Here is a 24,366-nt window from a genome sequence, read left to right as displayed (position 1 = left end):
GACGATGACGGATGCCGTGACCACGGTCGGCCTGCTCGATGCGGCGCGCGCGCGGCTCGCCGGCTCGCCGCGGGAGCGACTCGGCGACTGGGCGGCGAACCGCCGCATCCTTGGACTCGGTCGTGCCCCGCGCATCCTCCCGATGACCGAGGCCTGGCACGTCGGCGTCCTGCTGATCGGAGACGACCGCGTGTTCGCGACCGGCGAGGTGCTGCGGGCCCGGCACGATGCGGTCCGCGGGTACACCGCCGAGGCGCAGCGAGCACGGTCGGAGCGGGCGGCGGCGGCCTTCCGCGGCGGTTTCGCCGAGGGCGAGGTGCTGCACCTGGGGTGGACCGAGATGGATGCCGCAGCCGTCGACCGCGGGGAGAGCTCCGGCATCCTGTCGCTCGTGGACGGCGTGCCCCACGTCGCGTGGAGCACGACGGGGCCGACGCGGCCGCTCGCGGACTATCTCGACGACATGCTGTCGCTGCGCTGACCTGTCAAGGGCCCCGAGCCGAAAACCTCGCCTGGGTACTGTGGCCTTCCACCTAACACGGGAGTACGCATGCAGGTTTGGCCCGGTTCCGCTTACCCCCTGGGAGCGACCTTCGACGGCAATGGGACGAACTTCGCCCTGTTCAGCGAGTGCGCTGAGAAGGTCGAGCTCTGCCTGTTCGACGAGAGCGGCGAGGAGACCCGCGTCGAGCTCATCGACGTGGACGCCTTCGTCTGGCACGCCTACCTGCCGTCCGTGCAGCCGGGGCAGCGCTACGGCTATCGCGTCCACGGCCCGTACGACCCCGAGAACGGTCAGCGGTTCAACCCGAACAAGCTGCTGCTCGACCCGTACGCGAAGGCCGTCGACGGCCAGATCGAATGGGACCAGTCGGTCTTCAGCTACACGTTCGGCGACCCCGACTCGACGAACGACAACGACTCCGCCGCCGCCATGATGAAGGGCGTCGTCGTGAACCCCTACTTCGACTGGCAGGGCGACCGCCAGCCGAAGACGCCGTACGCCGAGAGCGTCATCTACGAAGCCCACGTCAAGGGGCTCACGATGACGCACCCCGACATCCCCGAGGACATCCGCGGCACGTACAGCGCGATCGCGCACCCGGTCGTCATCGAGCACCTCAAGAAGATCGGCGTCACGGCCCTCGAGCTCATGCCGGTGCACCAGTTCGTGAACGACTCGACGCTGCAGGAGAAGGGCCTCTCCAACTACTGGGGATACAACACGATCGCCTTCTTCGCACCGCAGAACACGTACTCGGCTGCCGGCGGCGTCGGCCAGCAGGTGCAGGAGTTCAAGGCGATGGTGCGCGCGCTGCACGCGGCGGGCATCGAGGTCATCCTCGACGTCGTCTACAACCACACCGCCGAGGGCAACCACATGGGCCCCACCCTCTCGATGCGCGGCATCGACAACCTCGCCTACTACCGGCTCGAGGACGACGACAAGCGGTACTACACGGATTACACCGGCACGGGCAACAGCCTCAACGTCGGCAACCCGCACACGCTGCAGCTCATCATGGATTCGCTTCGCTACTGGGTGCTCGAGATGCACGTCGACGGGTTCCGCTTCGACCTCGCCTCGACCCTCGCCCGCGAGTTCTACGACGTCGATCGCCTGTCGGCGTTCTTCGAGCTCGTGCAGCAGGATCCGGTGGTCAGCCAGGTCAAGCTGATCGCCGAGCCGTGGGACATCGGCCCCGGCGGCTACCAGGTCGGCAACTTCCCGCCGCAGTGGACGGAGTGGAACGGAAAGTACCGCGACACCGTCCGCGACTTCTGGCGCGGTGAGCCGTCGACTCTCGGCGAGTTCGCGCTGCGCCTCACGGGCTCGGCGGACCTGTACGAGCAGGACGGCCGGTGGCCGGTGGCATCCATCAACTTCGTCACCGCGCACGACGGGTTCACCCTGCGCGACCTCGTCTCTTACAACGAGAAGCACAACGAGGCCAACGGCGAGGACAACAACGACGGCGAATCGCACAACCGCTCGTACAACCACGGCGTCGAAGGCCCGACCGACGACCCCGACATCCTGCGTGTGCGGGCGCGTCAGCAGCGGAACTTCCTCGCGACGATGCTCCTGAGCCAGGGCGTGCCGATGATCTCGCACGGCGATGAGCTCGGCCGCACGCAGAACGGCAACAACAACGGATACGCGCAGGACAACGAGCTGACCTGGATCGACTGGACCTCGATCGACCAGCCGCTCATCGAGTTCACCTCGGTGCTCGCACGCCTGCGCCGGGATCACCCGACGTTCCGTCGTCGCCGCTTCTTCGACGGCCGTCCGGTGCGCCGCGAGGAGGGGGCACCGCTCCCCGACATCGCGTGGATCCGCCCCGACGGCTCCGAGATGCAGCCCGAGGACTGGGACAGCGGCTTCGGCCGTGCGGTCGGCGTGTTCCTCAACGGCGACGGCATCCGCGAGCGGGACCGCCGCGGTGAGGAGATCCACGACCGGCACTTCTTCGTGTTCTTCAACGCGGGCGACGAGGCGATCGACTTCACGGTGCCGACGGCATCGGCGAGCCCGCGGTGGGAGATCATCGTCGACACCGCCGGCGGTGCGGCGGACGCGCCGATCGTCGACCCGGGCGGAACCGTCTCGGTCGGGGGGCGCGCGCTCGTGGTGCTGCGCGACCACGAGGAGGAGACGGTCGAACCCGATCCCTCTGTCGCCGCCTCGCTCGCCGCCCTGACCGGCGCCGTCGATGTGATCCCGGCCGAGGCGCCGCAGATCGAGCTGCCCCACTGATGCCCGGGCGCGAGAACGCACCCCGGTCCACGTACCGGCTGCAGATCCGCAAGGCATTCGACCTGGATGCCGCGGCCGAGATCACCGACTACCTGCGCGACCTCGGCGTCGACTGGGCGTACCTGTCGCCGCTCCTGCAGGCGACGAGCGGCTCGGACCACGGGTACGACGTGACCGACCCGACCGTCGTCGACCCGGAGCGGGGCGGACCGGACGGTCTGCAGCGGTTCGCGGAGGCGGCCCGCGCGGCGGGCCTCGGCATCCTCATCGACATCGTGCCCAACCACCAAGGCGTCTCCGATCCCCGCGAGAACCCGTGGTGGTGGGACGTGCTCCGCCGTGGTCAGGAGTCGCCGCACGCTGCCGCGTTCGACGTCAACTGGGCGCTCGGCGGACGACTGCGGCTGCCCATCCTGGGGCGCGAACTCGATCAGGCGATCGACGACGGCGAGATCGAGATCGACGCCGCGGCCGGGGTCGTGCGCTACTTCGACCACGAGTTCCCGCTCGCGGAGGGGACGGGCGCCGGCGACGTGCGCGACGTCCTCGAACGGCAGCACTACGAGCTGCTGTTCTGGCGGCGCGGCGACGCGGAGCTGAACTACCGGCGCTTCTTCGCCGTCACGACGCTCGCCGGGGTGCGCGTCGAGGACCCGGCGGTCTTCGACGCCTCTCACGTCGAGATCGTGCGGTGGATCACCGACGGCCTCGCCGACGGCCTGCGTGTCGACCACCCGGACGGCCTGTCCGACCCGGGCGGGTACCTCGACCTGCTCGCGGACGCCACCGGCGGCGCCTACGTGCTCGTGGAGAAGATCCTCGAGCACGGTGAGGAGCTGCCCGCCTGGTGGGCGACGGAGGGCACGACGGGGTATGACGCAATGGCGGTCCTCGACCGCGTGCTGATCGACCCCGCCGGGGAGGAGGGGCTGACCGCCCTCGACACCCGGCTGCGGGACGGGAAGGCCGTCGACTACGCGGACATGATGCACGAGGCGAAGCTCGCCTGGGCGACCGACGGGCTGCACGCCGAGGTGCTGCGACTCGCGGCGCTCGTCCCCGCGGAGGAGCGCGGCGGCGCGAACGACGAGCAGTGGCTCGACGCGCTCGCCGAGCTGCTGGCGGCGTTCCCGGTGTACCGCGCCTACCTTCCGGCTGGGGCCGAAGAGGTCGACGCCGCGGTCGCGCTCGCGTCGTCGCGACGACCCGAGCTGGCGGAGGCGTTCGAGGCGATCTCCGCCCGGCTCGTCGCGGCGCCCGAGGCGGAGTTCACGCGCCGGTTCATGCAGACGACCGGTCCGGTGATGGCGAAGGGCGTCGAGGACACGACCTTCTACCGCTTCACGCGGCTGGGCACGCTCACCGAGGTGGGCGGCGACCCAACGGAGTGGGCGGTCGACGCCGGCGGGTTCCATGCGGCATCCGCTCACCGTCAGGCGGCGTGGCCGGCGGCGATGACCTCGCTCTCGACGCACGACACGAAGCGCAGCGAGGACGTGCGTGCGCGGTTGTCGGTGCTGGCCGAGATGCCGGAGCGGTGGACCCAGGTGCTGGGCGCGCTGCGCGAGGTCTCGTCGACCGGCGACGGACCCTTCGACAACCTGCTGTGGCAGGCGATCGTCGGTGCCTGGCCCGCCTCGCGGGAGCGACTGCACGCCTACGCCGAGAAGGCGTCTCGTGAAGCCGGGGTCAGCACGACCTGGTCGGAGCCCGACGAGGCGTTCGAGGAGAAGATGCACGACCTCGTCGACGCCGCCTTCGGCGACGCCCGGCCGATCGTGGACGGGTTCGTCGACGAGATCGCGCAGTTCGGTCGGTCGAACTCGCTGTCGCTCAAGCTGCTGCAGCTGGCGGGCCCGGGCGTTCCGGACGTCTACCAGGGCACCGAGCTGTGGGACCACTCGCTCGTCGACCCCGACAACCGTCGGGAGGTGGACTTCGCCGAGCGGCGCCGGCTGCTGGCGCGGCTCGATGAGGGATGGATGCCGCCGATCGACGGCTCCGGTGCGGCGAAGCTCCTCGTCGTCTCCCGTGCGCTGCGGCTGAAGCGCGATCATCCCGAGCTGTTCACCCGCTACACGCCGATGGCGGCGGCGGGGGAGGCGGCCGAGCACGCTGTCGCGTTCGACCGCGGCGGCGTCGTCGCCGTGGCGACCCGCCTGCCCGCGGGACTGGCTCGCCGGGGTGGCTGGGGTGACACCGAACTGCTGACCCGTGCTGAAGGGCTGGTCGACGTGCTCACCGGCCGGCGCATCGAGGGCGGGCGTGTGCGCCTCGCGGATCTGCTGGACACCTATCCCGTCGCGCTGCTGGCGCCGGCGGACGACATCGAGGGGAACGCATCGTGATCGAGGTCTGGGCTCCGCGCGTCGAGCGGGTGCGGCTGCGCCGTCCCGGAGCGCAAGACGTCGCGCTGACGGCGGCGGGCGACGGATGGTGGCGGGCCGACGTCGCACTCGCGGACGGCGACGAGTACGGCTTCGTCCTCGGTGACGGCGACGACCTGCGGCCGGATCCGCGGTCGCGTCGGCAGCCTCGCGGGGTGCACGAGGCGTCGGCGTGGTTCGACGCGGGATCCTTCTCGTGGACGGATCAGGCGTGGACCGGGAGGCAGCTCGCCGGCGGGCTGATCTACGAGCTCCACCTCGGGACCTTCACCCCCGAGGGGACGTTGGATGCCGCGATCGATCGCTTCGACCACCTGATCGACATCGGCGTCACGCACATCGAGCTGCTCCCGGTGAACGCCTTCAACGGCACGCACAACTGGGGCTATGACGGCGTGCTCTGGTACGCCGTGCAGGAGACCTACGGGGGCCCCGCCGCGTATCAGCGCTTCGTGGATGCCGCACATGCCGCGGGCCTCGCGGTGATCCAGGACGTCGTCTACAACCACCTGGGCCCGAGCGGCAACTACCTGCCCGAGTACGGCCCGTACCTGCGTGACGGGTCGCGGAACACGTGGGGCGACAGCCTCAACCTCGACGAGGCGGCGGTGCGCTCCTTCATCGTCGACAACGCACTGATGTGGATGCGGGACTTCCACGTCGACGGTCTGCGGCTGGATGCCGTGCACGCCCTGCACGAGTCGGGCGCGCAGCCGACGCACATCCTGCAGGAGATCGCCGAGCGGACGGACGCGCTGAGCGCGCACGTCGGGCGGCCGTTGACGCTCATCGCCGAGAGCGACATGAACGATCCGGTGATGTTCCTGCCGCGAGAGGCGGACGGGTACGGCCTCACCGCGCAGTGGTCGGACGACTGGCATCACGCGGTGCACGTCGCGCTGACGGGCGAGGCGGTCGGATACTACGAGGACTTCGCCGACCCGCAGGCGCTGCCGAAGGTGTGGACGAAGGGCTTCTTCCACGATGGGACGTACTCGTCGTTCCGCGAGCGCGACCACGGCAAGCCGGTGCCCGAGCAGTCGGCATCCTGGCGGCTCGTCACCTACGCCCAGGATCACGATCAGATCGGCAACCGCGCGGCCGGAGATCGCCTGACGGCGACGCTGTCGACGGATCGTCTGGCGGTGGCGGCGGTGCTGACGCTGACGGCGCCGGGGACGCCGATGCTGTTCATGGGGGAGGAGTGGGGTGCGTCCACGCCGTGGCAGTTCTTCACGTCGCACCCGGAACCCGAACTCGCCGAGGCGACCGCGAAGGGACGCATCGAGGAGTTCGTGAAGATGGGCTGGGACGAGTCCGTCGTGCCGCATCCGAACGACCCCGCGACCTTCGAGCGGTCGAAGCTGGACTGGTCGGAGGCCGAGGTCGGTGACCACGCGCGCCTGCTGGATCTGTACCGGCGGTTGGCCGATCTGCGGCGCTCGCGACCGGAGCTGACGCACCCGGGTCCGGGTGGGCGGGATGCCGAGGTGCTCCCGACCGCGTCGGGTCACCGCTACGTGCTGCGGCGAGGCGGGGCCCGCGTGGTCGTGAACCTGTCGTCGGAGCCGTGGGATGTCCCCGGCGGCGAGGTCTGGATCGCCTCCGCGGAGCCGGGGCACGAGGGCGACCGGCTGGTCGTCGCGCCGGATTCGGCCGTCGTCATCGGGGAGTGATGCTGCGGCGCCTGCGCCCCGGCATCCGACTGTCAAGAGCTCGCTGCGCCGCGTCGTCGCGACGTACCGTGACGCGATGACGAGCTCCACCGCAACCCGCTCCTCCGACCTCACGCGCCAGGTCGTCGTCATCTCGGCGGTGACCTTCATGATCATCGCCGCGCTGTTCGGCTCGGGCGTCTTCGGCGGCACCCCGGTGCAGGATCTGCAGGGCGGTGCGCTCTCCGCGACCTCGACCGTGCTCGCGCCGGCGAGCTCGGCGTTCTCGATCTGGAGCGTCATCTACACCTTCATGATCGCGTACACGGTGTGGCAGGCGCTGCCCTCGCAGCGCGGCAGCGAGCGCCAGCGTCGCGTCGGCTACCCGATCGCGCTGACCGCCGTCCTCAACGGTCTGTGGCTGCTCGCGGCGCAGTACACCACGCTCCTGCTCACCGTCGTCACGATCGCCGCGCTTCTCGCCGCGCTCGGCTGGACCATGCGTCTGCTCGTCCTGAGCCCGCCGCGGACGGTGGCCGAGACGTTCTTCACCGACGTCACCGTCGGGCTCCACCTCGGGTGGGTCACGGTCGCGACGGTCGCCAACATGACGGCCTGGCTGGCGGCAGAGGTCGCCCCCGAGTCGTGGGGTCAGGCCGCGAATGCGTGGGGGGTCGCCGTCCTGATCGTCGTCGCCCTCGTCGCCGCGGCCAGCGCGATCGGCACCGGCGGCCGCCTCGCACCGGCTCTCGCCTCGGCGTGGGGGCTGCTCTGGATCGGCGTCGCCCGCACCGCGAGCGAGCCGCAGTCCACCCCGATCGCCATCGCGGCCTTCGTCGCGGCCGCCGTCGTCGTGCTCGTCCCGATCGCACTCTGGATCCGCGGACGACGCGGCGAACTCGCCCTCGCCCGCGCCTGACGTCGCACGACTGGCGGGGCCGGTGTCGTCTCACGCGGCTCGGGGGTGCACACCGGCACCAGCCGTCGTGCGGACGTCGCGCGACCCGGTCAGAACGACGCGGCGAAGCGGCGGAGCAGGCGCTGCGGCTCGTCGAGGTCTGCGGCGAGAACGCGTGCGGCGACGGCGTCGAAGTCGTTCGCGTCGAAGTAGCCGTGGTTGCGGTAGATCGTCATGCGCTCGGTGAAGGCGACGCCGGTCGCCTCCGGGTGGAACTGCGTCGCGTAGAGCCGATGACCGAGCCGGTACGCCTGCACGGGGCAGTCGTGGTTCGTCGCCAGCAGCACGGCTCCCTCGGGCAACCGCGAGATGCCCTCCTTGTGCGCCGTCAGCGCGCTGAACTCCGCGGCCAGGTCGCCGAACAGCGGATCGCGTCGCCCCTCCTCGGTGAGGCGGATGCCGGTGGGCCCCGTCCCCTCCGGATAGTCCCGCGTCACCTCGCCGCCCAGCGCGCGCGACGCGACGCCGATCCCGAAACAGGTGAAGAGCGCGGTCGTCCGGCCGGACGCAGCCGCCCGAGCGACGGCGCCGAGTCCCGTCTCGATCCGCCGCTGCTCGACGGGTTTGGTGTCGTCGGCGTCCGTCGTGTTGAACGGGCTCCCGCCGACGACGAACCCGCGCCAGCGATCGAAGGCGTCGTCGGGAAGAGCGTCCTCGACCAGGTTCCAGCGCTCGAGGCCCGCGTCGTCGACGCCCATCGCGTGCTGGAACGACGCGTACTCGCCGTCCGCGGCATCCACCTGCGGGCGCACGCAGAGGTAGACGAGCGGAGCCATCCCCCCAGTCTAAATGCCCGGTCGGAAGCGGAACGTCGTGTGTCAGCGCGAGGAGTTCGCGGTGCGGCCCCGGACGATGCCCACGAACACGTCGACGAGCTCGGTCGTCGCGTCGGCGGGCCAGGCGAGGGCGACAGCGGATGCCGGGGCTCCGGCGAGCGGCCGGAACGTCACGTCCTTGCGGTGATGCAGGCGCGCGAGCGACATGGGCACGACCACGATCCCGACGCCGGTGGCGACGGTCTCGATCGCCTGACCCGTCGTCTCGGGCGGCGCGAAACGCGGCGCCTCGGTGCCCGGCACGTCGAAGGCCAGCACATCGTCGAGCGGGACGATCCGCACCTCGCCGGCGAGGTCTTCGGAGGTGAGCTCGTCCGCCGCGGTCAGGTGGGAGTCGACCGCGCACACGACGACGGTCGTCTCCTCGTAGAGCGGGATCACATGCAGCCCGTCCCGATCGATCGGCAGGCGCACGATCGCGGCGTCGACCTCGCCGCGCACGAACGCGGCGCGCTGCTCCGCCCCGAGCAGGGGGACGAGCTCGAGCGGCGTGCGCGGCATCCGCGTCTTCCACACGTCGATCCACTTGCCGGGTGTCGCGCCGGCGACGGCTCCCAGCCGGAACGGGCCCGCCGGGGGCGGCGGCGGTGCAGGAGCGGGCTGGGGCTTCGGGCGCTGCCGCGACGGTGCGGGACGGGCGCCCCTGCGCTGGGGTCCTCCGCGTGTCGCCATGCCTGTCAGCGTAGCCGCGCGGGCCTCAGCACGATCCCCACCGGCCGAGCCGCTCCGCCTTCGCCGTCCGCTCGGCGTCGGCGAACACCGTCGCGTACCGCGTGTTCGGGGGGATGCGCAGGGTCTCGGCGTGCCCCTCCGCGACGAGCGCCTCGTTCACGAAGACGCCGTCGGCAGTCCACAGGTAGCGCAGCTCCCGGTCGTACCGATCGACGGGTTCACGATCCGCGGTCATCCAGAGCCGGCTCCCGTCGGGGGCGAGCTCGCGCAGCCGGGTGGTCGCGGCATCCGCTCCGCACTCCGGCTCGGGCCGGGCCTCGGGGGTGTCGATGCCGATCAGGCGGACGCGGACCGAGGCTCCGCCGTCCCGCACGACGATCGTGTCGCCGTCGACGATCCGCTCGACGGTGTAGGAGACGGCACCCTCGGGAACGCCGGCAGGGTCCTCGGCGGGGAGGGCGGACGACGCGACCCAGAACCCCAGGATCAGCAGAACGACGACCACCACCGCGGGGAGAAGGCGACGGGGACGGCGAACACTCACCCGCCGAGGCTAACCGCACCCGACGACAGACGACCCGACCGGTGAGGGTCGGGTCGTGTGATCATGTCAGGCTGCCAGACGCAGTCCGCGACGGTCGGTGGCCACTCGTTCGCCGTCGCCGATGCTCTCGTCGTCGCCGATCAGCGATTCGCTCGCCACTCGGGCGCCGGCTCCGACGAAGCAGCGCACGCCGATCTTCGCGCCTGCGCCGATCGCGGCTCCCGGGCCGATGTGCGCGTGAGGCGCGATCTCGGCATTCGGGCCGATCATGGCGTCGGGTTCGATCCAGACGCCGCGTCCGATCCGCGCCCCCGCAGCGATCTGCGCTCCGGGTTCGACGTAGGCGCCCGTTTCGACGACCGCGCTCGGGTGCACCTTGGCTCCGTTCGCGATCAAGCCACGGCCGTTGGCGTGCTTGCGGTAGCGCAGCGTCTCGCCTCGGTCGTTCTCGATGTCGATGTAGTTTTTGCCCACGGGTCCTCCTTGACGGATACAACGTCCCACAAGGCATTTCATTCCCCCGACAGCGCCGAAATCATGGGGTTGACCTCCGCTGGGTAACCTGATTCGGTGACCGTGCCCGCAGACCCGATCGACTCCGACGCCCCCGAGACAGGTCCGTCGCTCGTGTTCGAGCAGAAGGCCGCCCCGCATTCATGGCTCGACGACGTCGTGGGGTTGGCGACGGGCACTTTCACCGTCTCGCTCGGCCTGTTCCTGCTGCACCTCAGCACCGCGGTCACCGGCGGAACCGCGGGCCTCTCGCTCTTGCTGAACTATGCGGTCTCGTGGCCCTTCTGGGCCTTGTTCGCGGTGGTCAACCTGCCTTTCGGCGTCCTCGCCGTCTGGAAGCGCGGCTGGGACTTCGCGCTCCGCACCCTGGTCTGCATCGGCGCCGTCTCGGGGTTCTCGGTGCTCATCGAGCACTTCTTCGTCGTCGAGCGCATCGACCCGATCTTCGGCACCGTCGCCGGGAACCTGCTCGCCGGCATCGGGCTGCTCATCGTCTTCCGCCACGGCGCCAGCCTCGGCGGCGTCAACGTCGTGGCGCTGATCATCCAGGATGCGACCGGCATCCGCGTCGGGTGGACCATGATGGTCTTCGATGTCCTCGTCATCCTGCTCGCCCTCCTCGTCGTCCCGTGGCAGAACGTCCTGCTCAGCGCTGCGGGGGCCGTCGTGCTGAATCTCGTGCTCGCCCTCAACCACCGGCCCGGCCGGTACATCGGTCACTGATGGTCGACATCGGAGGAGTCCGCCTGTCCGGCCGGATGATCTGTCACACGCAGGAAGAGGCGGATGCCGTGCGTCGCCACCTCGACGCGCACATCGAGCGCACGCGGGCCGAACCCGGGTGCCTGCTCTTCGAGATCACGCCGCTCGGCGGAGGTCGCGCCTGGTCGGTTGAGGAGCTCTTCACCGACGCGCAGGCGTTCCGGGAGCACCAACGCCGCACGGTCGAGAGCGAGTGGGGTCGCGCGACGGCGGGCATCGAACGGCGCTACCGCATCGAAGGGCTGCCGCCCGAGGAGTGAGCCTCACCGGGTCACGGCTGGCAGACGGGACACCAGAAGACGACCCGCTCGCTGGTCGCACGGGCGCCGAGCTCGGAGCCCTGGATGAGGGTGCCGCACCGACGGCACGGCTTGCCGCCGCGCCCGTAGACCCACGTCTGCTTGCCGGGGCGGTTGTCACCCGTGAAGGTCCGCCCCTGCCGGTCGCGGTTGGCGCGGATCATCCGCACCCCGGTGTCGATGATCCCTGCCACGTCCACGTCGCGGGCGAGGGCGGTGGGACGGATGCCGCGCACGAACAGCAGCTCGTTGGCGTACTCGTTCCCGAACCCGGCGACGTTCCGCTGGTCGAGGAGCGCGACGTGGATGGCGCGCTCGTCGGCGGAGACCCGGCGGACCGCCTCGGCGGCATCCCAGTCCGCGGCGAGCGGGTCCGGCCCGAGATGACCGACCACGCGGCCTTCATCGGCGGTCGGCAGGACCTCGACCATGGCGAGTTCGAAGCCGACGGCATCCGCGGGCCTCGTGCCGACGATCGCGCGCGCCTGGAAGGCGGGCGCGCGCCACTTCTGTCCCGGGCGGTAGACGTGCCAGCGGCCCTCCATCTTGAGATGCGAGTGCAGGGTCTGCCCGCCGATGCGCATGAGCAGGTGCTTGCCGCGGGGGACGACCTCGCGCACCGTCTCGCCGCGCAGGTCCACGGTGGCACTGCGCGGGACGCGCACCTCGAATCGGGTCACCTCGTGACCCGCGAGTGCCTCGTGGAGCTTTCGCGCGGCGCGGAAGACGGTGTCGCCCTCGGGCATTCGGCCTCCCTACGCCCGCTGCGGCTCGCGGGCGCCGCGCCGCAGCGTGAGGCCCTTCGGGGCCTCGACGAAGCCGGCGTCGCGCAGCGCCCGGCCGGCGGCGGTCGTATAGACGAAGGCGCCGCTCACCTGCTCGATCGTGAGGGTGTCGAGCTTGCGCGCCCGGGACGTCTCGACGAGGCTGCGGGCGGCTGCGGCGAGCACGTCCTCGTCGTCCGTGAAGGCGAGCGCGGTGCGCCCGCCGCGTTCGAGGTAGAGCACGAGGGCGCCGTCCACGAGGACGACGAGTCCGCCCGCCTTGCGGCCGGGGCGGTGGTTCACGCCCTCGAGGGAGGGCCAGTTCAGCGCGGCCCCGTACGGGTTGGCCGGGTCTGTCGCCGCGAGGGTGCGGGCGGTGAGGGGAGCCGGCTCGGGCACGGAGGCGAACTCGCGCAGCCGGTCGACGGTGGCGGAGGTGGCGAACTGGGCGGCGCCCAGCTTCTCGACGAAGTAGCCGCGGCGGCAGTGCCCGGCATCCTCGAATCCGGCGAGGATCCGGTAGACCTGCGCGAACCCTCCTGGCACGCCCTCGGACTGCACCGACCCGCGGGTGACGACGCCGTAGCGCTCGAGCAGCAGGCCCGCCGCGGCGGTCGCCCGCAACGTCGCGTCGGTGTCGGGCGCCGGGAGCAGCGACCACCGACCGCCCACCATGGCGGGCCGCTGCGGGGCGGGGCGTGCTGCCGCGGCGATCGGGGTGCCGCGGAACATCCGCGTGCGCGGCGTACGGCGGGTCACGCGGTGAGCCTGAGACCCGCCTCCCAGCAGCCCGCGGACCGGCGCGAAGGTGTCGTTCGTGACCCGCCCCGACCAGGTGAGGTTCCACAGGGCGTCGATGACGGACTGTTCGTTCGGCGATGCGACCATCGCGGCGAGCTGCGAGGCGAAATACGCACCGCCGGCGCCCAGCGCGTCGAGGATCGACTGCTCGAAGGGCGTCGGCTCGTCCTCCGGGGCGGGGAGGGTGAGGGAGGCCATGTCCGCCGGGTGCAGGGCGATCCAGCCGTCCCGGCCGGGGAGCGATCCGTGACCCGACCACAGGACCTCGCCGGTCGCGGTGAGCTCGTCGAGCAGCGCGGGGGAGTAGTCGCGGACGCGCGAGGGCAGGATGAGCGATTCCCACGCGCTGGCCGGGAGCGGCACACCCGCGAGCTGCTCGACGACGGCGAGGACGCCGTCGACACCCTCGAGCGGTCGCGTCAGGTGCTGCCAGACCGGCAGGAAGCGGCCGAGCGCCTCGGGTGCGACGGGCTCGACACTTCCGCGGATCGCGGCGAGCGACCGCATCCGGATCCGCCGCAGGACCTCGCTGTCGCACCATTCCAGGTCGTCGGTGTGGGCGGAGTCCGCGGGCAGGAAGAAGCCGCTCGCGAGGCGGCCCTGCGCCTCGAGCCGCTGCAGCGTCTGCCGGGCGACGGCGGCGCCGACCCCGAGTCGTGAAGCGACGTCGGACGTGCGGAACGGGCCGTGGGTGCGGGCGTACCGCGCGACGAGGTCGGCGAGCGGGTCGGCGACGGGTTCGAGGAAGGCGGTCGGGATGCCGACGGGCAGCGCGGCGCCCAGCGCGTCGCGCAGGCGCCCGGCGTCCTCGATGCCGGCGACACGGGCCACGCCGCCGAACGTGACCCGGATGGCGCGGCGTGCCTCGACGAGCTCGTCGAGCAGCGCGGTGGCATCCGCCTCGGTCGCCGCGGGTGCGGGCGCATCAGGGTCTGCCGAGAGGCCCTCGAGGCGCTCGGCGACCTCCGCGCCAGACAGCGGGCCGAGAAGGCGCAGCAGGTCGGCGACCCCCTCCACACCCCGGACCCGTCGCGTCGGATCGAGTCGCTGCAGCTCGCGCTCGTACTGCTCGATGACGCCGGGATCGAGCAGCTCGCGCATCTCGATCTTGCCGAGCAGCTCGCTCAGCAGCGCCGGATCGACCGACAGGGCGGCCGCCCGACGCTCGGCGAGGGGGGAATCGCCCTCGTACATGAACGCGCCGACATATCCGAAGAGCAGATCGCGCGCATACGGCGACGGTGAGCTCGTCGTCGTCTCGACGAGGCGGATGCGGCGGTCCGCGATGCTCCGTGCGATGCGCAGCAGGGCGGGCAGGTCGTAGACGTCCTGCAGCACCTCGCGGAGGGTCTCGAGGATGATCGGGAAGGTCGGGTGCTCCTTGGCGACCTCGAGCAGCTGCGCGGAGCGCTGGCGCTGCTGCCAGAGCGGCGACCGCTTGTTCGGGTTCAGGCGCGGCAGGAGCAGTGCCCGCGCGGCGCACTCGCGGAAGCGCGACGCGAACAACGCGGAACCGCCGACCTCCGAGGTCACGAGCTGTTCGAGCTCGTCCGCGTCGAAGACGAAGAGCTCGGCGCCCGGTGGCTCGGCATCGGTGTCGGGCACGCGCGCGATGATGCCGTCGTCGCTCGCGACCGCCGCCCCCTCCACGCCCAGTCGCTCCCGGATGCGCGCGTTGACCGCAAGCGCCCACGGCGCGTGCACGTGCATGCCGTACGGGGAATGGAGGATGACGCGCCAGTCGCCGACCTCGTCCCGTGAGCGCTCGACGGTCAGTGTCCTGTCGGTCGGAAGGCTGCCGGTCGCCTCGCGCTGCTCGCCGATGTAGGCGAGCAGGTTCCCGATCGCGTTGTCGTCGAGCCCCGACTCGCGCAGGCGTTCCGTCGCCTTCTCGGGCTTCGCCGTCGACAGCTCGCGGGAGAACTTCCCGAGTGCCTCGCCGAGCTCGGCGGGGCGGCCGAGGCCGTCGCCGTGCCAGAACGGGAGCTTGCCGGGCTGTCCGTAGGCCGGCAGGACGTTGACGCGGTCGTGGGTGATCTCGACGATCCGCCAACTGGTCGTGCCCAGCGTGAAGACGTCGCCGACACGGGACTCGTAGACCATCTCCTCGTCGAGCTCGCCGACACGCGCGTTGCGGCTCTCGCCCGAGATGAACACCCCGAACAGCCCGCGGTCGGGGATCGTGCCGCCGCTGGTCACCGCGATCCGCTGCGCTCCCGGTCGGCCGGTGATCGTTCCGGCATCCCGATCCCAGACGACACGCGGGCGCAGCTCTGCGAACGCGTCGGAGGGATAGCGTCCCGCGAGCAGGTCCAGCGTCGCCTCATACGCCGAACGGGGCAGAGAGCGGAAAGGGGCCGACCGCTTGACGGTCTCGAACCAGCCCTCGACGTCGAGGACGGCCACGGCGGAGGCCGCGATCGTCTGCTGCGCGAGGATGTCGAGCGGGTTCTGCGGGACCGCGATCGCCTCGATCTGTCCCGCCAGCATCCGCTCGGTCACGACCGCCGTGTGCAGGACGTCGCCGCGGTGCTTCGGGAAGAGCGCGGCGCGGCTCACCTCGCCGACCTGGTGCCCCGCGCGTCCGACGCGCTGCAGACCGGATGCCGCCGAGGGCGGCGCCTCGACCTGGATCACGAGGTCGACGGCGCCCATGTCGATGCCGAGCTCGAGGCTGCTCGTCGCCACGACGCAGCGGAGGGCGCCGGACTTCAGCTCGTCCTCGACCTGCGCGCGCTGCTCCTTCGACACCGAACCGTGGTGCGCCTTCGCGAGGATCGCCTCGACACCCGCCGACGAGCCCGCCTGGGCCATCATCGCTGCGGGAACGGTCTGCTCGGGCACGTCGATGCCGACGCGCTCCGCGTAGATCTCGTTCAGGCGGCCGGTCAGCCGCTCCGCGAGCCGGCGGGAGTTCGAGAACACGATCGTCGAGCGGTGCGCGAGGATGCGGTCGACGATCGCCTCCTCGACGTGCGGCCACACCGACCCCGTCATCTCCGACGACTGCGGCGGCGTGTACCAGTTGGCGCCGTCGCCGTCGCCGTCATCGTCGTCGGCCGCGACGGGCTCCTCCTCCTCAGGGGCACCGGGCGGGGGAGGCGGGTTCGTGAGGTCGTCGATCGGCACGACGACCGACAGGTCGAAGGCCTTGCTCGCCTTCGGGGCGACGATGTCGACCGGGGCCGCACCGCCGAGGAAGCGGGCCACCTCGTCGATCGGACGCACCGTCGCCGACAGTCCGATCCGCTGTGCGGGAGTGTCGAGCAGCGCGTCGAGCCGTTCGAGGCTGACGGCGAGGTGGGCGCCCCGCTTGGTCGCGGCGACGGCGTGGACCTCGTCGACGATGACCGTGTGGATGCCGCGCAGCGTCTCAGCCGCCTGGGAGGTCAGCATCAGATACAGCGACTCGGGTGTCGTGATGAGGATGTCCGGCGGATCCGCGAGGAGGCGGCGACGGTCGGCGGAGGGTGTGTCGCCCGAGCGGACGCCGACGGTGACGTCCGGTGCCGGTATCCCCAGGCGGCGCGCCGACTGGCCGATGCCCACCAGCGGCGAACGGAGGTTGCGCTCGACGTCGACGCCGAGGGCCTTGAGGGGGGAGACGTACAGGACGCGGGTGCGGGGGGACGCGGCATCCGCTCGTTTCTTCTTCGGCTTCTCGTCATGGGCAGGCGGGGCCTCGGCGACGCGGTCGCGGAAGATCCGGTCGAGCGCCCAGAGGAAGGCCGACAGTGTCTTGCCTGAACCGGTGGGGGCGACCACGAGGGCGTGCTTGCCCGCCGAGATCGCCTGCCAGGCGCCGGCCTGCGCAGCGGTCGGGGCGTGGAAGGCGCCTCGGAACCAGTCCTGCGTCGCAGGGCTGAACCGTTCGAGGACGTCCGCCATCCTCCTATCATCACGCGGACCACCGACATCGGGCCGGGGCTTGCGCCCCGGCCCGTACGTCAGAGCTCCGTCATCCGCCGGTCCCGCAGCTCCAGCGTCAGGTCCGGACCGATCCGCTCCAAGAACGCGTCGTCGTGGCTGACCACGAGCACGGCGCCGCGATAGGCCGAGATCGCGTCGACGAGCTGGTCGACCGTGTCGAGGTCGAGGTTGTTCGTCGGCTCGTCGAGCACCAGCAGGTGCGGCGCCGGGTCGGCGAGCAGCAGCCGGGCGAGCGCGACGCGGAACCGCTCGCCGCCCGACAGCGCCGACACCGGCCGCAGCACGGTGTCGCCGCGGATGAGGAATCGGGCGAGCCGGTTCCGCAGTTCGACGTCCCCGACCCCGGGCGCTCCGGCGCGGACGTTCGCCAGCACCGACGCTGCCTCGTCGAGGCCGTCGACCCGCTGCGACAGGTACCCGAGCCGGTCGGTGTGCGCCTCGGCGCGTCCCGGACCCCGGTCGTCCGCGCCCTGCCCCGCTCTCGCCCGTGCACCGGTCGCATCGGGCGCCCCCGAGGCGACGAGCCGCTCGAGCAAGGTCGTCTTCCCCGCGCCGTTCGGTCCGACGAGCGCCACGCGCTCGGGTCCCTGGATGGTCCAGGACCGCTCGCCGTCGCCGATCGTCGCGATGCGGCGGCCGGTGCCGACGCCGGGGTCGGGCAGGTCGATGTGCACCGTGTCGTCGTCGCGCACGCGCCTGCCGGCGGTGTCGACGGCGGTCCGGGCGGCCTCGACTTTCTCGTTCGCCTCGACACGCAGTTTGCCGGCGGTGACCTCGGCCGACCGTTTCATCGCGCCCAGCACGATCTTCGGCGCAGCCTTCTTCGCGGCGAGCTTCTTGCCGTGCGCGTTCCGCATGGCGATCGCCGACTCGACCTGCTGTCGATCGCGCTTCTCGCGCCGGAGCAGCTGCCGCGCGGCTGTCTCCGCCTGCACGGCAGCCGCCTGCTCGCTGTCGAGCCAGGTGCGCCAGGCCGAGTAGGGCCCGCCGAACACCGACAGCTCGTGCTCGTAGAGCTCGGCGGTGTCGTCGAGTTCCTCGAGCAGCGTGACGTCGTGGCTGACCACGATCAGAGCGCCCCGCCATCCGCGCACGAGCTCGTGCACGCGGGCCCGGGCATCCCGGTCGAGGTTGTTCGTCGGCTCGTCGAGCAGGGCGATCTCCGCCCCACGCAGACGGACGCCGACGAGCGCGGCGAGCACCGCCTCGCCGCCGGACAGTTCGCCCACGCGGCGGTCGAGCGCTCCGTCCGGCAGGCCGACCTCGGCGAGGGCGGCCGTCGCGCGCGCCTCGACGTCCCAGTCGTCGCCGACCGTGTCGAAGTGCCGCTCGTCGACGTCGCCGCGCTCGATCGCCCGGACGGCGTCGAGCACGGGTGCGATGCCCAGCAGCTCGGCGACGCGGCGGCCGGTGTCGAGCGTGAGCTGCTGCGGCAGCAGGTCGACACGGCCGGCGGTCGAGATCGACCCGGATGCCGGGGTGAGGGTTCCCGCGATGAGCCTGAGCAGCGTCGACTTGCCGCTGCCGTTCCGACCGACGAGGCCGGTCCGGCCAACACCGAAGGCGCCGGACACATCGCTCAGTGCGACGGTCCCGTCGGGCCAGGTGTAGGTGATGCGGTCGAGGATGACCGCGGAGGTGAGAGTGGTGGGCATGAGCGCCTCCCTGCGATGGGGGTGCGCGGACGCCTGCGTCGACGATCCGGGTGCAGCGCTTCATGCATCCGTGCAGCGGGAGGGTGCTGCGGTCGAAGGAGGACGGTCCGCGCCGGTCGGTGAATCGATCACCGGGCGGACCGTCGGAATCGTCCTCGAGGAGGGTCGACGGGTCAGCGCGGGATCACAGCGCGATCGCGTCGACAGCCTTCAACGGCTCTTCCTCACACTCGGGACAGGGACTTGACCATGGTAGCCACCACGACGAGCGGATGCCAGGGGCCGCCATGATCTCCACGGCGGCGAGCCCCGGCATCCGCTCGGCATCAGACCCGCTCGTGCACCCAGGCGCGTTCGTCGCCGGTCCAACGATTGACCGCGGCCTGCCGGCCCGACGCGAGCTCGTACATGCGCGAGAACGCCGGTGCGAATGCGTCGTTCACGCGGTCCAGCCGATCCTGCTCCGCGCGGATGGCGGGCATTTCGGCGCGGAAGGCGGCGATGACGGCGTCCTCGTCGATGAGAGTGAGGCGGCCGTCCTCGACGGTCGTCACGCCGTCGACCATGACACGGACGATGGACGAGCCGTTCTCGCTGTAGACCAGGTGGTTCTCGAGTCTGTTCGTCGGGAGGAAGGCGAGCGTCCCGGTGTCGAACATGACGAGGTCGGCGCGCTTGCCCACCTCGATCGACCCGACGGTGCGGTCGAGGACCGCGCTCCGCGCACCGCCGATGGTCGCGGCGGTCAGCACCTCGTCGACCGTGGACCACCGGGCCGGATTGGGCTCGGACACCTTGTGCAGCAGCGCGGCCGTCTTCATGACCTCCATCAGACGAGGGGTGTCGCTCGACGAGCAGCCATCGGTGCCGAGGCCCAGGTTGACGCCCGCATCGTGGTAGCGCCGCCATGGCAGCACGCCGGAGCCGAGCTTCAGGTTCGAGATCGTGTTGTGCGATACGGACGTCCCGCGTCGAGCGATGCGCTCGATGTCCTCGTCGGTGACCCAGATGCCGTGCGCGAAGGTCGTCCGACGGCTCATCGCGCCGATGGTGTCGAGGTGCTCGACGAGGGTCTGCCCGCCGTACAGCTCGTCACCGGTGACCGCCTGCGTCTTCGTCTCGAGCACGTGGATGTGCACCTCGGCGTCGTACTCGGCCGCGAGCTCGGTCGCGCCGACGAGCAGATCGTCGGTGCACCGCTGCGGCCCGGACGGCGCGAGCATGTACCGGAGGCGCCCGCCGGCGGTTCCGTGGTGACGCTCGAAGGCGGTGCGAGAGTAATCGAGGTACTCGTCGGCCGTCAGCACCGGCTGCGCCCGCACCTGCTCGACGAGCTCGTCGGGGAGCCAGTCGGTCACGAAGGGCAGTGTGTCGACGAAGGGCCGGTTGATGACGTGGCCCGAGACGTTCGCCCGGATGCCGATGCTCTCGTACGCACCTGCGACGGCCGCGAGCTGGTCGAGGTCCTGACCGGGGGTTTCGAGGACGTCGTCGACGAGGGTCGTGACGCCGTTCTTCATCGACTCCATCGCGAACATGAGCGTCCGCAGCCGCACGATGTCGGGGTGCGTCGGGGTGCCGCCCAGGATCGGATAGGAGTACAGCATCCACAGTTCGAGCGGCATGTTGTCGTAGCGACCCTTGTAGAGGTACTCCCACGAGTGGGTGTGCGCGTTGACGAAGCCGGGTGTGATGAGCGTGCCCGCCCCCTCGATGACCTGGTCACCCGGATGCGGGGCGAGTTCCGTGCCGATCTCGACGAAGACGCCGTCCTCGATGCGGAGGTCCCGCGGCACGGGTGACGACCCTGTGGCGGCGTCCATCGTGATCACCTGGGCGCCCCGGATGAAGGTCCCGGTCATGCGCGGGCCTCCGTCTCGACGGGCTCGGATCCCGCATCGGCCGTCGGGGCGCCCGTGATGCGGCGCGCCGCCGCGTGGCAGAGCGGTGCGGCGAGGATGGCCACGATGATCCCCTGGACGGCGGGGCTGCCGATGCCGGTGAAGGCGCCGAACGCGGCGGCCGCCGTGCCCAGCAGGTACGCGATGATGCCCGGCCAGACGAACGCGCCCACGCGGGTGACGTCGGTGCCCGGGTCGCGTCGCCGCCACACGAAGAGGTACGTGCCGATGATGACCCCGCCGAGCGGCGGGATGACGGTGCCGAGGGTCACGAGGAATCCGGTCAGGGCGTTCGCGACACCGGTGACCGCGAGGGCGATGCCGACGATGACGCCGATGACGATGAAGGGGCGCTTGTCGTTGCGGTTCGCGAGCTCGGCACCGGCGACGCCGAAGGCGTAGGCCGTGTTGTCGTTCGTGGTCCAGAGGTTGAAGGTCAGCAGGAGGACGCCCATGAGCGCGAGCCCCATCGTGAACAGCAGGGCGGTGAAGTCGGGCTCGCCGAACGCGATCGCGCCGATGCCGCCGAAGACGAGCATGGCGGTCTCGATGACGAGGAGGACGCCGAGGCAGATGAGGAATGCCGTGCGGGGACTCTTCGCGAATCGCGTCCAGTTGCCGACCTGCGTTCCGCCGGAGATGAACGTGCCGATCATCATCGTGAGGGCCAGACCCGGCGAGAGCGAACCGTCTCCCGTCGTCGCGAACATCGCACCCCAGCCGCCGACCTCGTCGACCGAGACCACGGTGATCCAGATGCAGAGCGCGAACATGAGGGGGACCGAGACCCAGGACAGGATCTCGATGCCCTTGAAGCCCCAGTAGGCGGTCGTCGCCATCAGCAGCCCGCCGAAGATCGCGAGCGGCCACGAGACCTCCCAGCCGATCGCGGAGGCGAGCAGGTCGGCGAAGATGCCGACGGTGATGCCGTACCAGCCGACCTGCGTGCCGCCGAGGACGATCGAGGCCCACTTGCCGCCGACGCGGCCGAGGGAGAGGCGTGCGAGCAGGACCGTCGACAGGCCGGTCGCGGCGCTCGTCGCGCCGAGTGTCGCGATGTAGAGCGCGAGGACGACCGAGGCGATCGCGGCCAGGCCGACGAAGGCGGCGAAGCCGAACGCGCCCGCGACCTGGCCCCCGGTGACCATGGTGGGCGTGAAGAAGATGAAGCCCGCGACGACGACGAGGATGGCGAACCACCCCTGACGGGCGCTGCGGGGGACGCGACCGAGCGGGTAGTCGCGGTCGACGCGCTCCGGTGCGGCGGGTGCGGCTGTGGTCGAGGTCATGAGCACTCCTTTCCGAGTGGTCACATCACACCGGCGCTGTGTTTCGGATCCGTTGCGCGAGGTCGAAGAGTGGATCGGGTGACAGGTCGTCGGTGTGCGCGGTGTGCGGATCTCCACCCGCCGGAAACGGGCGCGTCATCGACGGGAAACGGTCCGGTCGTACCGTGGGCGGCATGACCTCCGTCGTTCCGAGCCTCGGCGACGCGGATGTCGATGTCCTCCGCGTCTCGGATCTCATCCACTGGGGGCAGCCGCGGGTCGATCTGGTCGGGGCTCCCGTCGGCCTCGATCGCACGGTGCGGTGGGGACTGCCGACCGACCTCCTCGATCCCTCCCCCTATCTGCGGGGCGGTGAACTCGTGCTGACCTCGGGGATCTCGATGCGGGATGCCGCATCGCAGCGCGCCTTCGTCGCCAGTGTCCTCCGCACCCGTCCCGCTGCCATCGGCTACGCCCTCGGCGTTGTGGATTCGGCCGTTCCTCGACCGCTCATCGCGGCGGCGAATGCGGCGGGGATCGCCGTTCTGTCGGTCCCGCCCGACGTCCCGTTCCTCGAGATCACGCGACGGATCGCCCACGAGCAGCAGCGGCATGACGCCGAGGAGCTCGCGCGCGAATCGGTGGGGGCGATCCTCGACATGGTCCGCCGAGGTCTCGCCAGTCCCGTCGTCCTCCGCGAACAGCTCGACGCGGCCCTCGGCGCCGTGCCCGGCGTCTGGGTGCTCGCCGCTCGGGGGCGAGTCCTGCGGCCCGGAGGCCGCTCGCTCGTCGGCACGACCGGCGGTCACTCGATCGCGATCGTGCCTGCGACCCGGCCCGGTCCGCCGCCGAATGATCTGCTCGGTGCGGACGTCGGCTGGAGCGGTCCCGCCGACCCCGGCGCGCTCGCCGGTGCGCTTCGGGAGGCGGTGGCCGCGGCATCCCTCGCGTCTCGTCATGGTGCGTCGCGCGGTCCGCGGGATCTCGCCACGTGGGACGGATTGATCGAGCGCCTCACTCCGGAGCAGCTCGCCCCCTTCCGCGACCGGCTCCTCGCCCCGGTCGCAGACTACGACGCCCGTCATCGCACGGCGCTCGTCGAGACGCTGGAACACCTCTGCCGCCTCGACGGTTCGGTGCAGGCGGCCGCCGAGGAGCTGTTCGTCCACGTCAACACCGTTCGCAAGCGCGTCGGTCGCATCGAGGCGCTCACCGGACTCAGCCCGCTCGAGACGCGGGGTCGTGCCGCGTTCCTGGTCGCGCTCGCCGCGGCGGGGTGACGCTCAGCCCGCGCGCTTCGCGACCTGCTTCTCGAGGAACACGCGCACGTCGGCGAGCTCCTCGGCCGAGACGCTGTGCGCGAGGTCCGGGTAGACGCGCCCGCTGAGGTCGACGTGCCCGGGCAGCCACTGCGCCGTGTGGTCGACGAACCGGGGCGGGATGACCTCGTCGCGGGCGCCGCGCCCCCAGAAGACCGGTGGGCGCACCTGGGCCAGCTCCGTGTCGCCGGCCGACGGCTCGGGGAACGCGTAACCCGCCAGGTTCACCGCGAACGCCGCATCGCGCGGCCGCATCCGCAGCATCTGCAGCGCGATGACGCCGCCCTGCGAGAAGCCGAGGAGACCGACGGATGCCGCGTCCCCCCGCACAGCGTCGACCCAGTCCCAGACGGCCTCGGTCGACGCGATGACCTCGTCGTGGTCGCGGCTCTCCACGCCGTCGATCGTGAACCAGGAGTACCCGGGCATCGGGAAGCGCGGCGCGAGCGGCGCGCGCACCGCCGCCGCCACGAACTCCGCGGGCAGATGCGGCACGAGCCCGAACAGGTCGCCCTCGTGCGAGCCGTACCCGTGCAGCAGGACGAGCAGCGGCCGCTCGCCCCGGTCCTCGGCGGGCGCGGACCACAGGACGGCGTCGGGATCCAGCGGAGCGGCGACCATGCGTCCATCCTGCACCAGGCTGCCGACACCCGGGCGGGCTGCCGGGGGCCCGTGCGGGGCGGCGCGGCATCCGCTCGGGTATACATGGAGGCATGGCCGTCCGCACTCCCGACCCCGACCCGAACGAGCGCGACGACGAGGGATCCGCGCGCGATCCGCTGCGGGGGCTCGGCTCCTCGATGGGCCGCCCGGGCTCCGCCGGCAACCCCGCATGGCTGAGCGACGTCGAGCTCGCGGAGGCCCGCCGTCGTCTGCCGATGCTCTACGTCGAGGCCGTGCCGGTGCGGCTGGACGGCATGGGAGCGGTGACCGAGGTCGGCATCCTGCTGCGCGCGACGCCCATGGGCGAGATCTCGCGCACCATCGTGTCGGGCCGCGTGCGCTACGGCGAGACCGTGCGCGACGCGCTGTTCCGCCACCTCGAGAACGACCTCGGCCCGATGGCCTTCCCGCTCCTGCCGCCGCAGCCGGCGCCGTTCACGGTCGCCGAGTACTTCCCGATCCCCGGCGTGAGCGCGTTCCACGACGACCGGCAGCACGCGGTGTCGCTCGCCTTCGTCGTGCCGGTGACGGGAACGTGCGAACCGCGCCAGGACGCGCTCGAGGTCACCTGGATGTCGCCCGAGGAAGCGGCATCCGACGCCCTCGCCGCCGAGATGGAGGGTGGTCGCTCGACGCTCGTGCGCCAGGCGCTCGCCTCGGTCGGCGCGCTTCGGTAGG

Annotated in this window: 19 protein-coding genes; 9 read left to right on the top strand and 10 right to left on the bottom strand. The window is 71.4% G+C overall.

Going from position 1 to position 24,366, the window contains the following annotated elements; translation table 11 throughout:
• The first annotated feature begins 4 nt into the window (after nucleotides 1-4).
• The 5 genes from AB0259_RS08220 to AB0259_RS08200 all read left to right on the top strand — a co-directional run bounded on the left by AB0259_RS08220 (nucleotide 5) and on the right by AB0259_RS08200 (nucleotide 7,722).
• A complete protein-coding gene (locus AB0259_RS08220) occupies nucleotides 5-481 on the top strand; it encodes a glutaminase (RefSeq protein WP_366222403.1) in 477 nt (158 codons plus the stop codon).
• 69 nt (nucleotides 482-550) lie between these two features.
• Nucleotides 551-2,761, top strand: coding sequence for a glycogen debranching protein GlgX (gene glgX, locus AB0259_RS08215; RefSeq protein WP_366222404.1), 2,211 nt, complete (start codon nucleotides 551-553; stop codon nucleotides 2,759-2,761).
• On the top strand, nucleotides 2,761-5,109 hold the full coding sequence (treY, locus tag AB0259_RS08210; RefSeq protein WP_366222406.1) for a malto-oligosyltrehalose synthase: 2,349 nt from the start codon (nucleotides 2,761-2,763) through the stop codon (nucleotides 5,107-5,109). The genes glgX and treY overlap by 1 nt, the downstream gene beginning before the upstream one ends.
• Nucleotides 5,106-6,824, top strand: a complete 1,719-nt coding sequence (treZ, locus tag AB0259_RS08205) for a malto-oligosyltrehalose trehalohydrolase (protein WP_251578138.1) — start codon at nucleotides 5,106-5,108, stop codon at nucleotides 6,822-6,824. The genes treY and treZ overlap by 4 nt, the downstream gene beginning before the upstream one ends.
• Before the next feature lie 76 nt (nucleotides 6,825-6,900).
• On the top strand, nucleotides 6,901-7,722 hold the full coding sequence (locus tag AB0259_RS08200; protein ID WP_251578140.1) for a tryptophan-rich sensory protein: 822 nt from the start codon (nucleotides 6,901-6,903) through the stop codon (nucleotides 7,720-7,722).
• 89 nt (nucleotides 7,723-7,811) lie between these two features.
• Here the strand turns inward: AB0259_RS08200 and AB0259_RS08195 are convergent, their stop codons facing one another.
• The 4 genes from AB0259_RS08195 to AB0259_RS08180 all read right to left on the bottom strand — a co-directional run bounded on the left by AB0259_RS08195 (nucleotide 7,812) and on the right by AB0259_RS08180 (nucleotide 10,287).
• Complete coding sequence (locus AB0259_RS08195) at nucleotides 7,812-8,537, bottom strand: GMP synthase (RefSeq protein ID WP_366222409.1); 726 nt, start codon at nucleotides 8,535-8,537, stop codon at nucleotides 7,812-7,814.
• A 42-nt stretch (nucleotides 8,538-8,579) separates the two neighbouring features.
• Nucleotides 8,580-9,269, bottom strand: a complete 690-nt coding sequence (locus tag AB0259_RS08190; RefSeq protein WP_251578144.1) for a LysR substrate-binding domain-containing protein — start codon at nucleotides 9,267-9,269, stop codon at nucleotides 8,580-8,582.
• 25 nt (nucleotides 9,270-9,294) lie between these two features.
• Nucleotides 9,295-9,813, bottom strand: coding sequence for a thermonuclease family protein (locus AB0259_RS08185; RefSeq protein WP_251578146.1), 519 nt, complete (start codon nucleotides 9,811-9,813; stop codon nucleotides 9,295-9,297).
• Between the two features lie 66 nt (nucleotides 9,814-9,879).
• The gene (locus tag AB0259_RS08180) at nucleotides 9,880-10,287 is read right to left on the bottom strand and encodes a transferase (RefSeq protein ID WP_251578148.1); all 408 of its coding nucleotides are present in this window, start codon (nucleotides 10,285-10,287) and stop codon (nucleotides 9,880-9,882) included.
• A gap of 96 nt (nucleotides 10,288-10,383) precedes the next feature.
• On the opposite strand from AB0259_RS08180, the gene AB0259_RS08175 reads away from it, so the two are divergent.
• Together AB0259_RS08175 and AB0259_RS08170 are read left to right on the top strand one after the other, a co-directional pair.
• Nucleotides 10,384-11,049 (top strand): YitT family protein, encoded by a 666-nt coding sequence (locus AB0259_RS08175; protein WP_251578150.1) that lies wholly within the window; start codon nucleotides 10,384-10,386, stop codon nucleotides 11,047-11,049.
• Entirely contained in the window at nucleotides 11,049-11,348 is a 300-nt protein-coding gene (locus AB0259_RS08170; protein ID WP_251578152.1) for an antibiotic biosynthesis monooxygenase, read from the top strand. The genes AB0259_RS08175 and AB0259_RS08170 overlap by 1 nt, the downstream gene beginning before the upstream one ends.
• Before the next feature lie 11 nt (nucleotides 11,349-11,359).
• On the opposite strand, the gene AB0259_RS08165 is transcribed toward AB0259_RS08170, so the two are convergent.
• The 5 genes from AB0259_RS08165 to codB form a co-directional block, all read right to left on the bottom strand.
• Entirely contained in the window at nucleotides 11,360-12,133 is a 774-nt protein-coding gene (locus tag AB0259_RS08165) for a DNA-formamidopyrimidine glycosylase family protein (protein ID WP_251578153.1), read from the bottom strand.
• A gap of 9 nt (nucleotides 12,134-12,142) precedes the next feature.
• The gene (locus AB0259_RS08160) at nucleotides 12,143-16,840 is read right to left on the bottom strand and encodes an ATP-dependent helicase (protein ID WP_366222411.1); all 4,698 of its coding nucleotides are present in this window, start codon (nucleotides 16,838-16,840) and stop codon (nucleotides 12,143-12,145) included.
• A 59-nt stretch (nucleotides 16,841-16,899) separates the two neighbouring features.
• Nucleotides 16,900-18,537: an ABC-F family ATP-binding cassette domain-containing protein gene (locus tag AB0259_RS08155; protein WP_366222413.1), complete on the bottom strand. Its 1,638-nt coding sequence runs from the start codon at nucleotides 18,535-18,537 to the stop codon at nucleotides 16,900-16,902.
• 326 nt (nucleotides 18,538-18,863) lie between these two features.
• On the bottom strand, nucleotides 18,864-20,399 hold the full coding sequence (locus AB0259_RS08150; protein WP_366222415.1) for an amidohydrolase family protein: 1,536 nt from the start codon (nucleotides 20,397-20,399) through the stop codon (nucleotides 18,864-18,866).
• Complete coding sequence (gene codB / locus AB0259_RS08145; protein WP_251578160.1) at nucleotides 20,396-21,727, bottom strand: cytosine permease; 1,332 nt, start codon at nucleotides 21,725-21,727, stop codon at nucleotides 20,396-20,398. The genes AB0259_RS08150 and codB overlap by 4 nt, the downstream gene beginning before the upstream one ends.
• 173 nt (nucleotides 21,728-21,900) lie before the next feature.
• Between codB and AB0259_RS08140 the strand changes: the two genes are divergently transcribed.
• A complete protein-coding gene (locus tag AB0259_RS08140) occupies nucleotides 21,901-22,986 on the top strand; it encodes a PucR family transcriptional regulator ligand-binding domain-containing protein (RefSeq protein WP_366222417.1) in 1,086 nt (361 codons plus the stop codon).
• A gap of 3 nt (nucleotides 22,987-22,989) precedes the next feature.
• Here AB0259_RS08140 and AB0259_RS08135 read toward each other — a convergent pair whose 3' ends face one another.
• Entirely contained in the window at nucleotides 22,990-23,646 is a 657-nt protein-coding gene (locus tag AB0259_RS08135; protein ID WP_366222418.1) for a dienelactone hydrolase family protein, read from the bottom strand.
• Nucleotides 23,647-23,738: 92 nt separating this feature from the next.
• Between AB0259_RS08135 and AB0259_RS08130 the strand changes: the two genes are divergently transcribed.
• On the top strand, nucleotides 23,739-24,365 hold the full coding sequence (locus tag AB0259_RS08130) for an NUDIX hydrolase family protein (protein ID WP_251578166.1): 627 nt from the start codon (nucleotides 23,739-23,741) through the stop codon (nucleotides 24,363-24,365).
• The last annotated feature ends 1 nt before the right edge of the window (nucleotide 24,366 follow it).

The organism is Microbacterium sp. NPDC080005 (assembly GCF_040702445.1).
GTDB classification, from domain to species: domain Bacteria; phylum Actinomycetota; class Actinomycetes; order Actinomycetales; family Microbacteriaceae; genus Microbacterium; species Microbacterium oleivorans_D.
The sequence above is the reverse complement of the archived record's forward strand: the minus strand, read 5'-3'. Positions and strand labels throughout refer to the sequence as shown.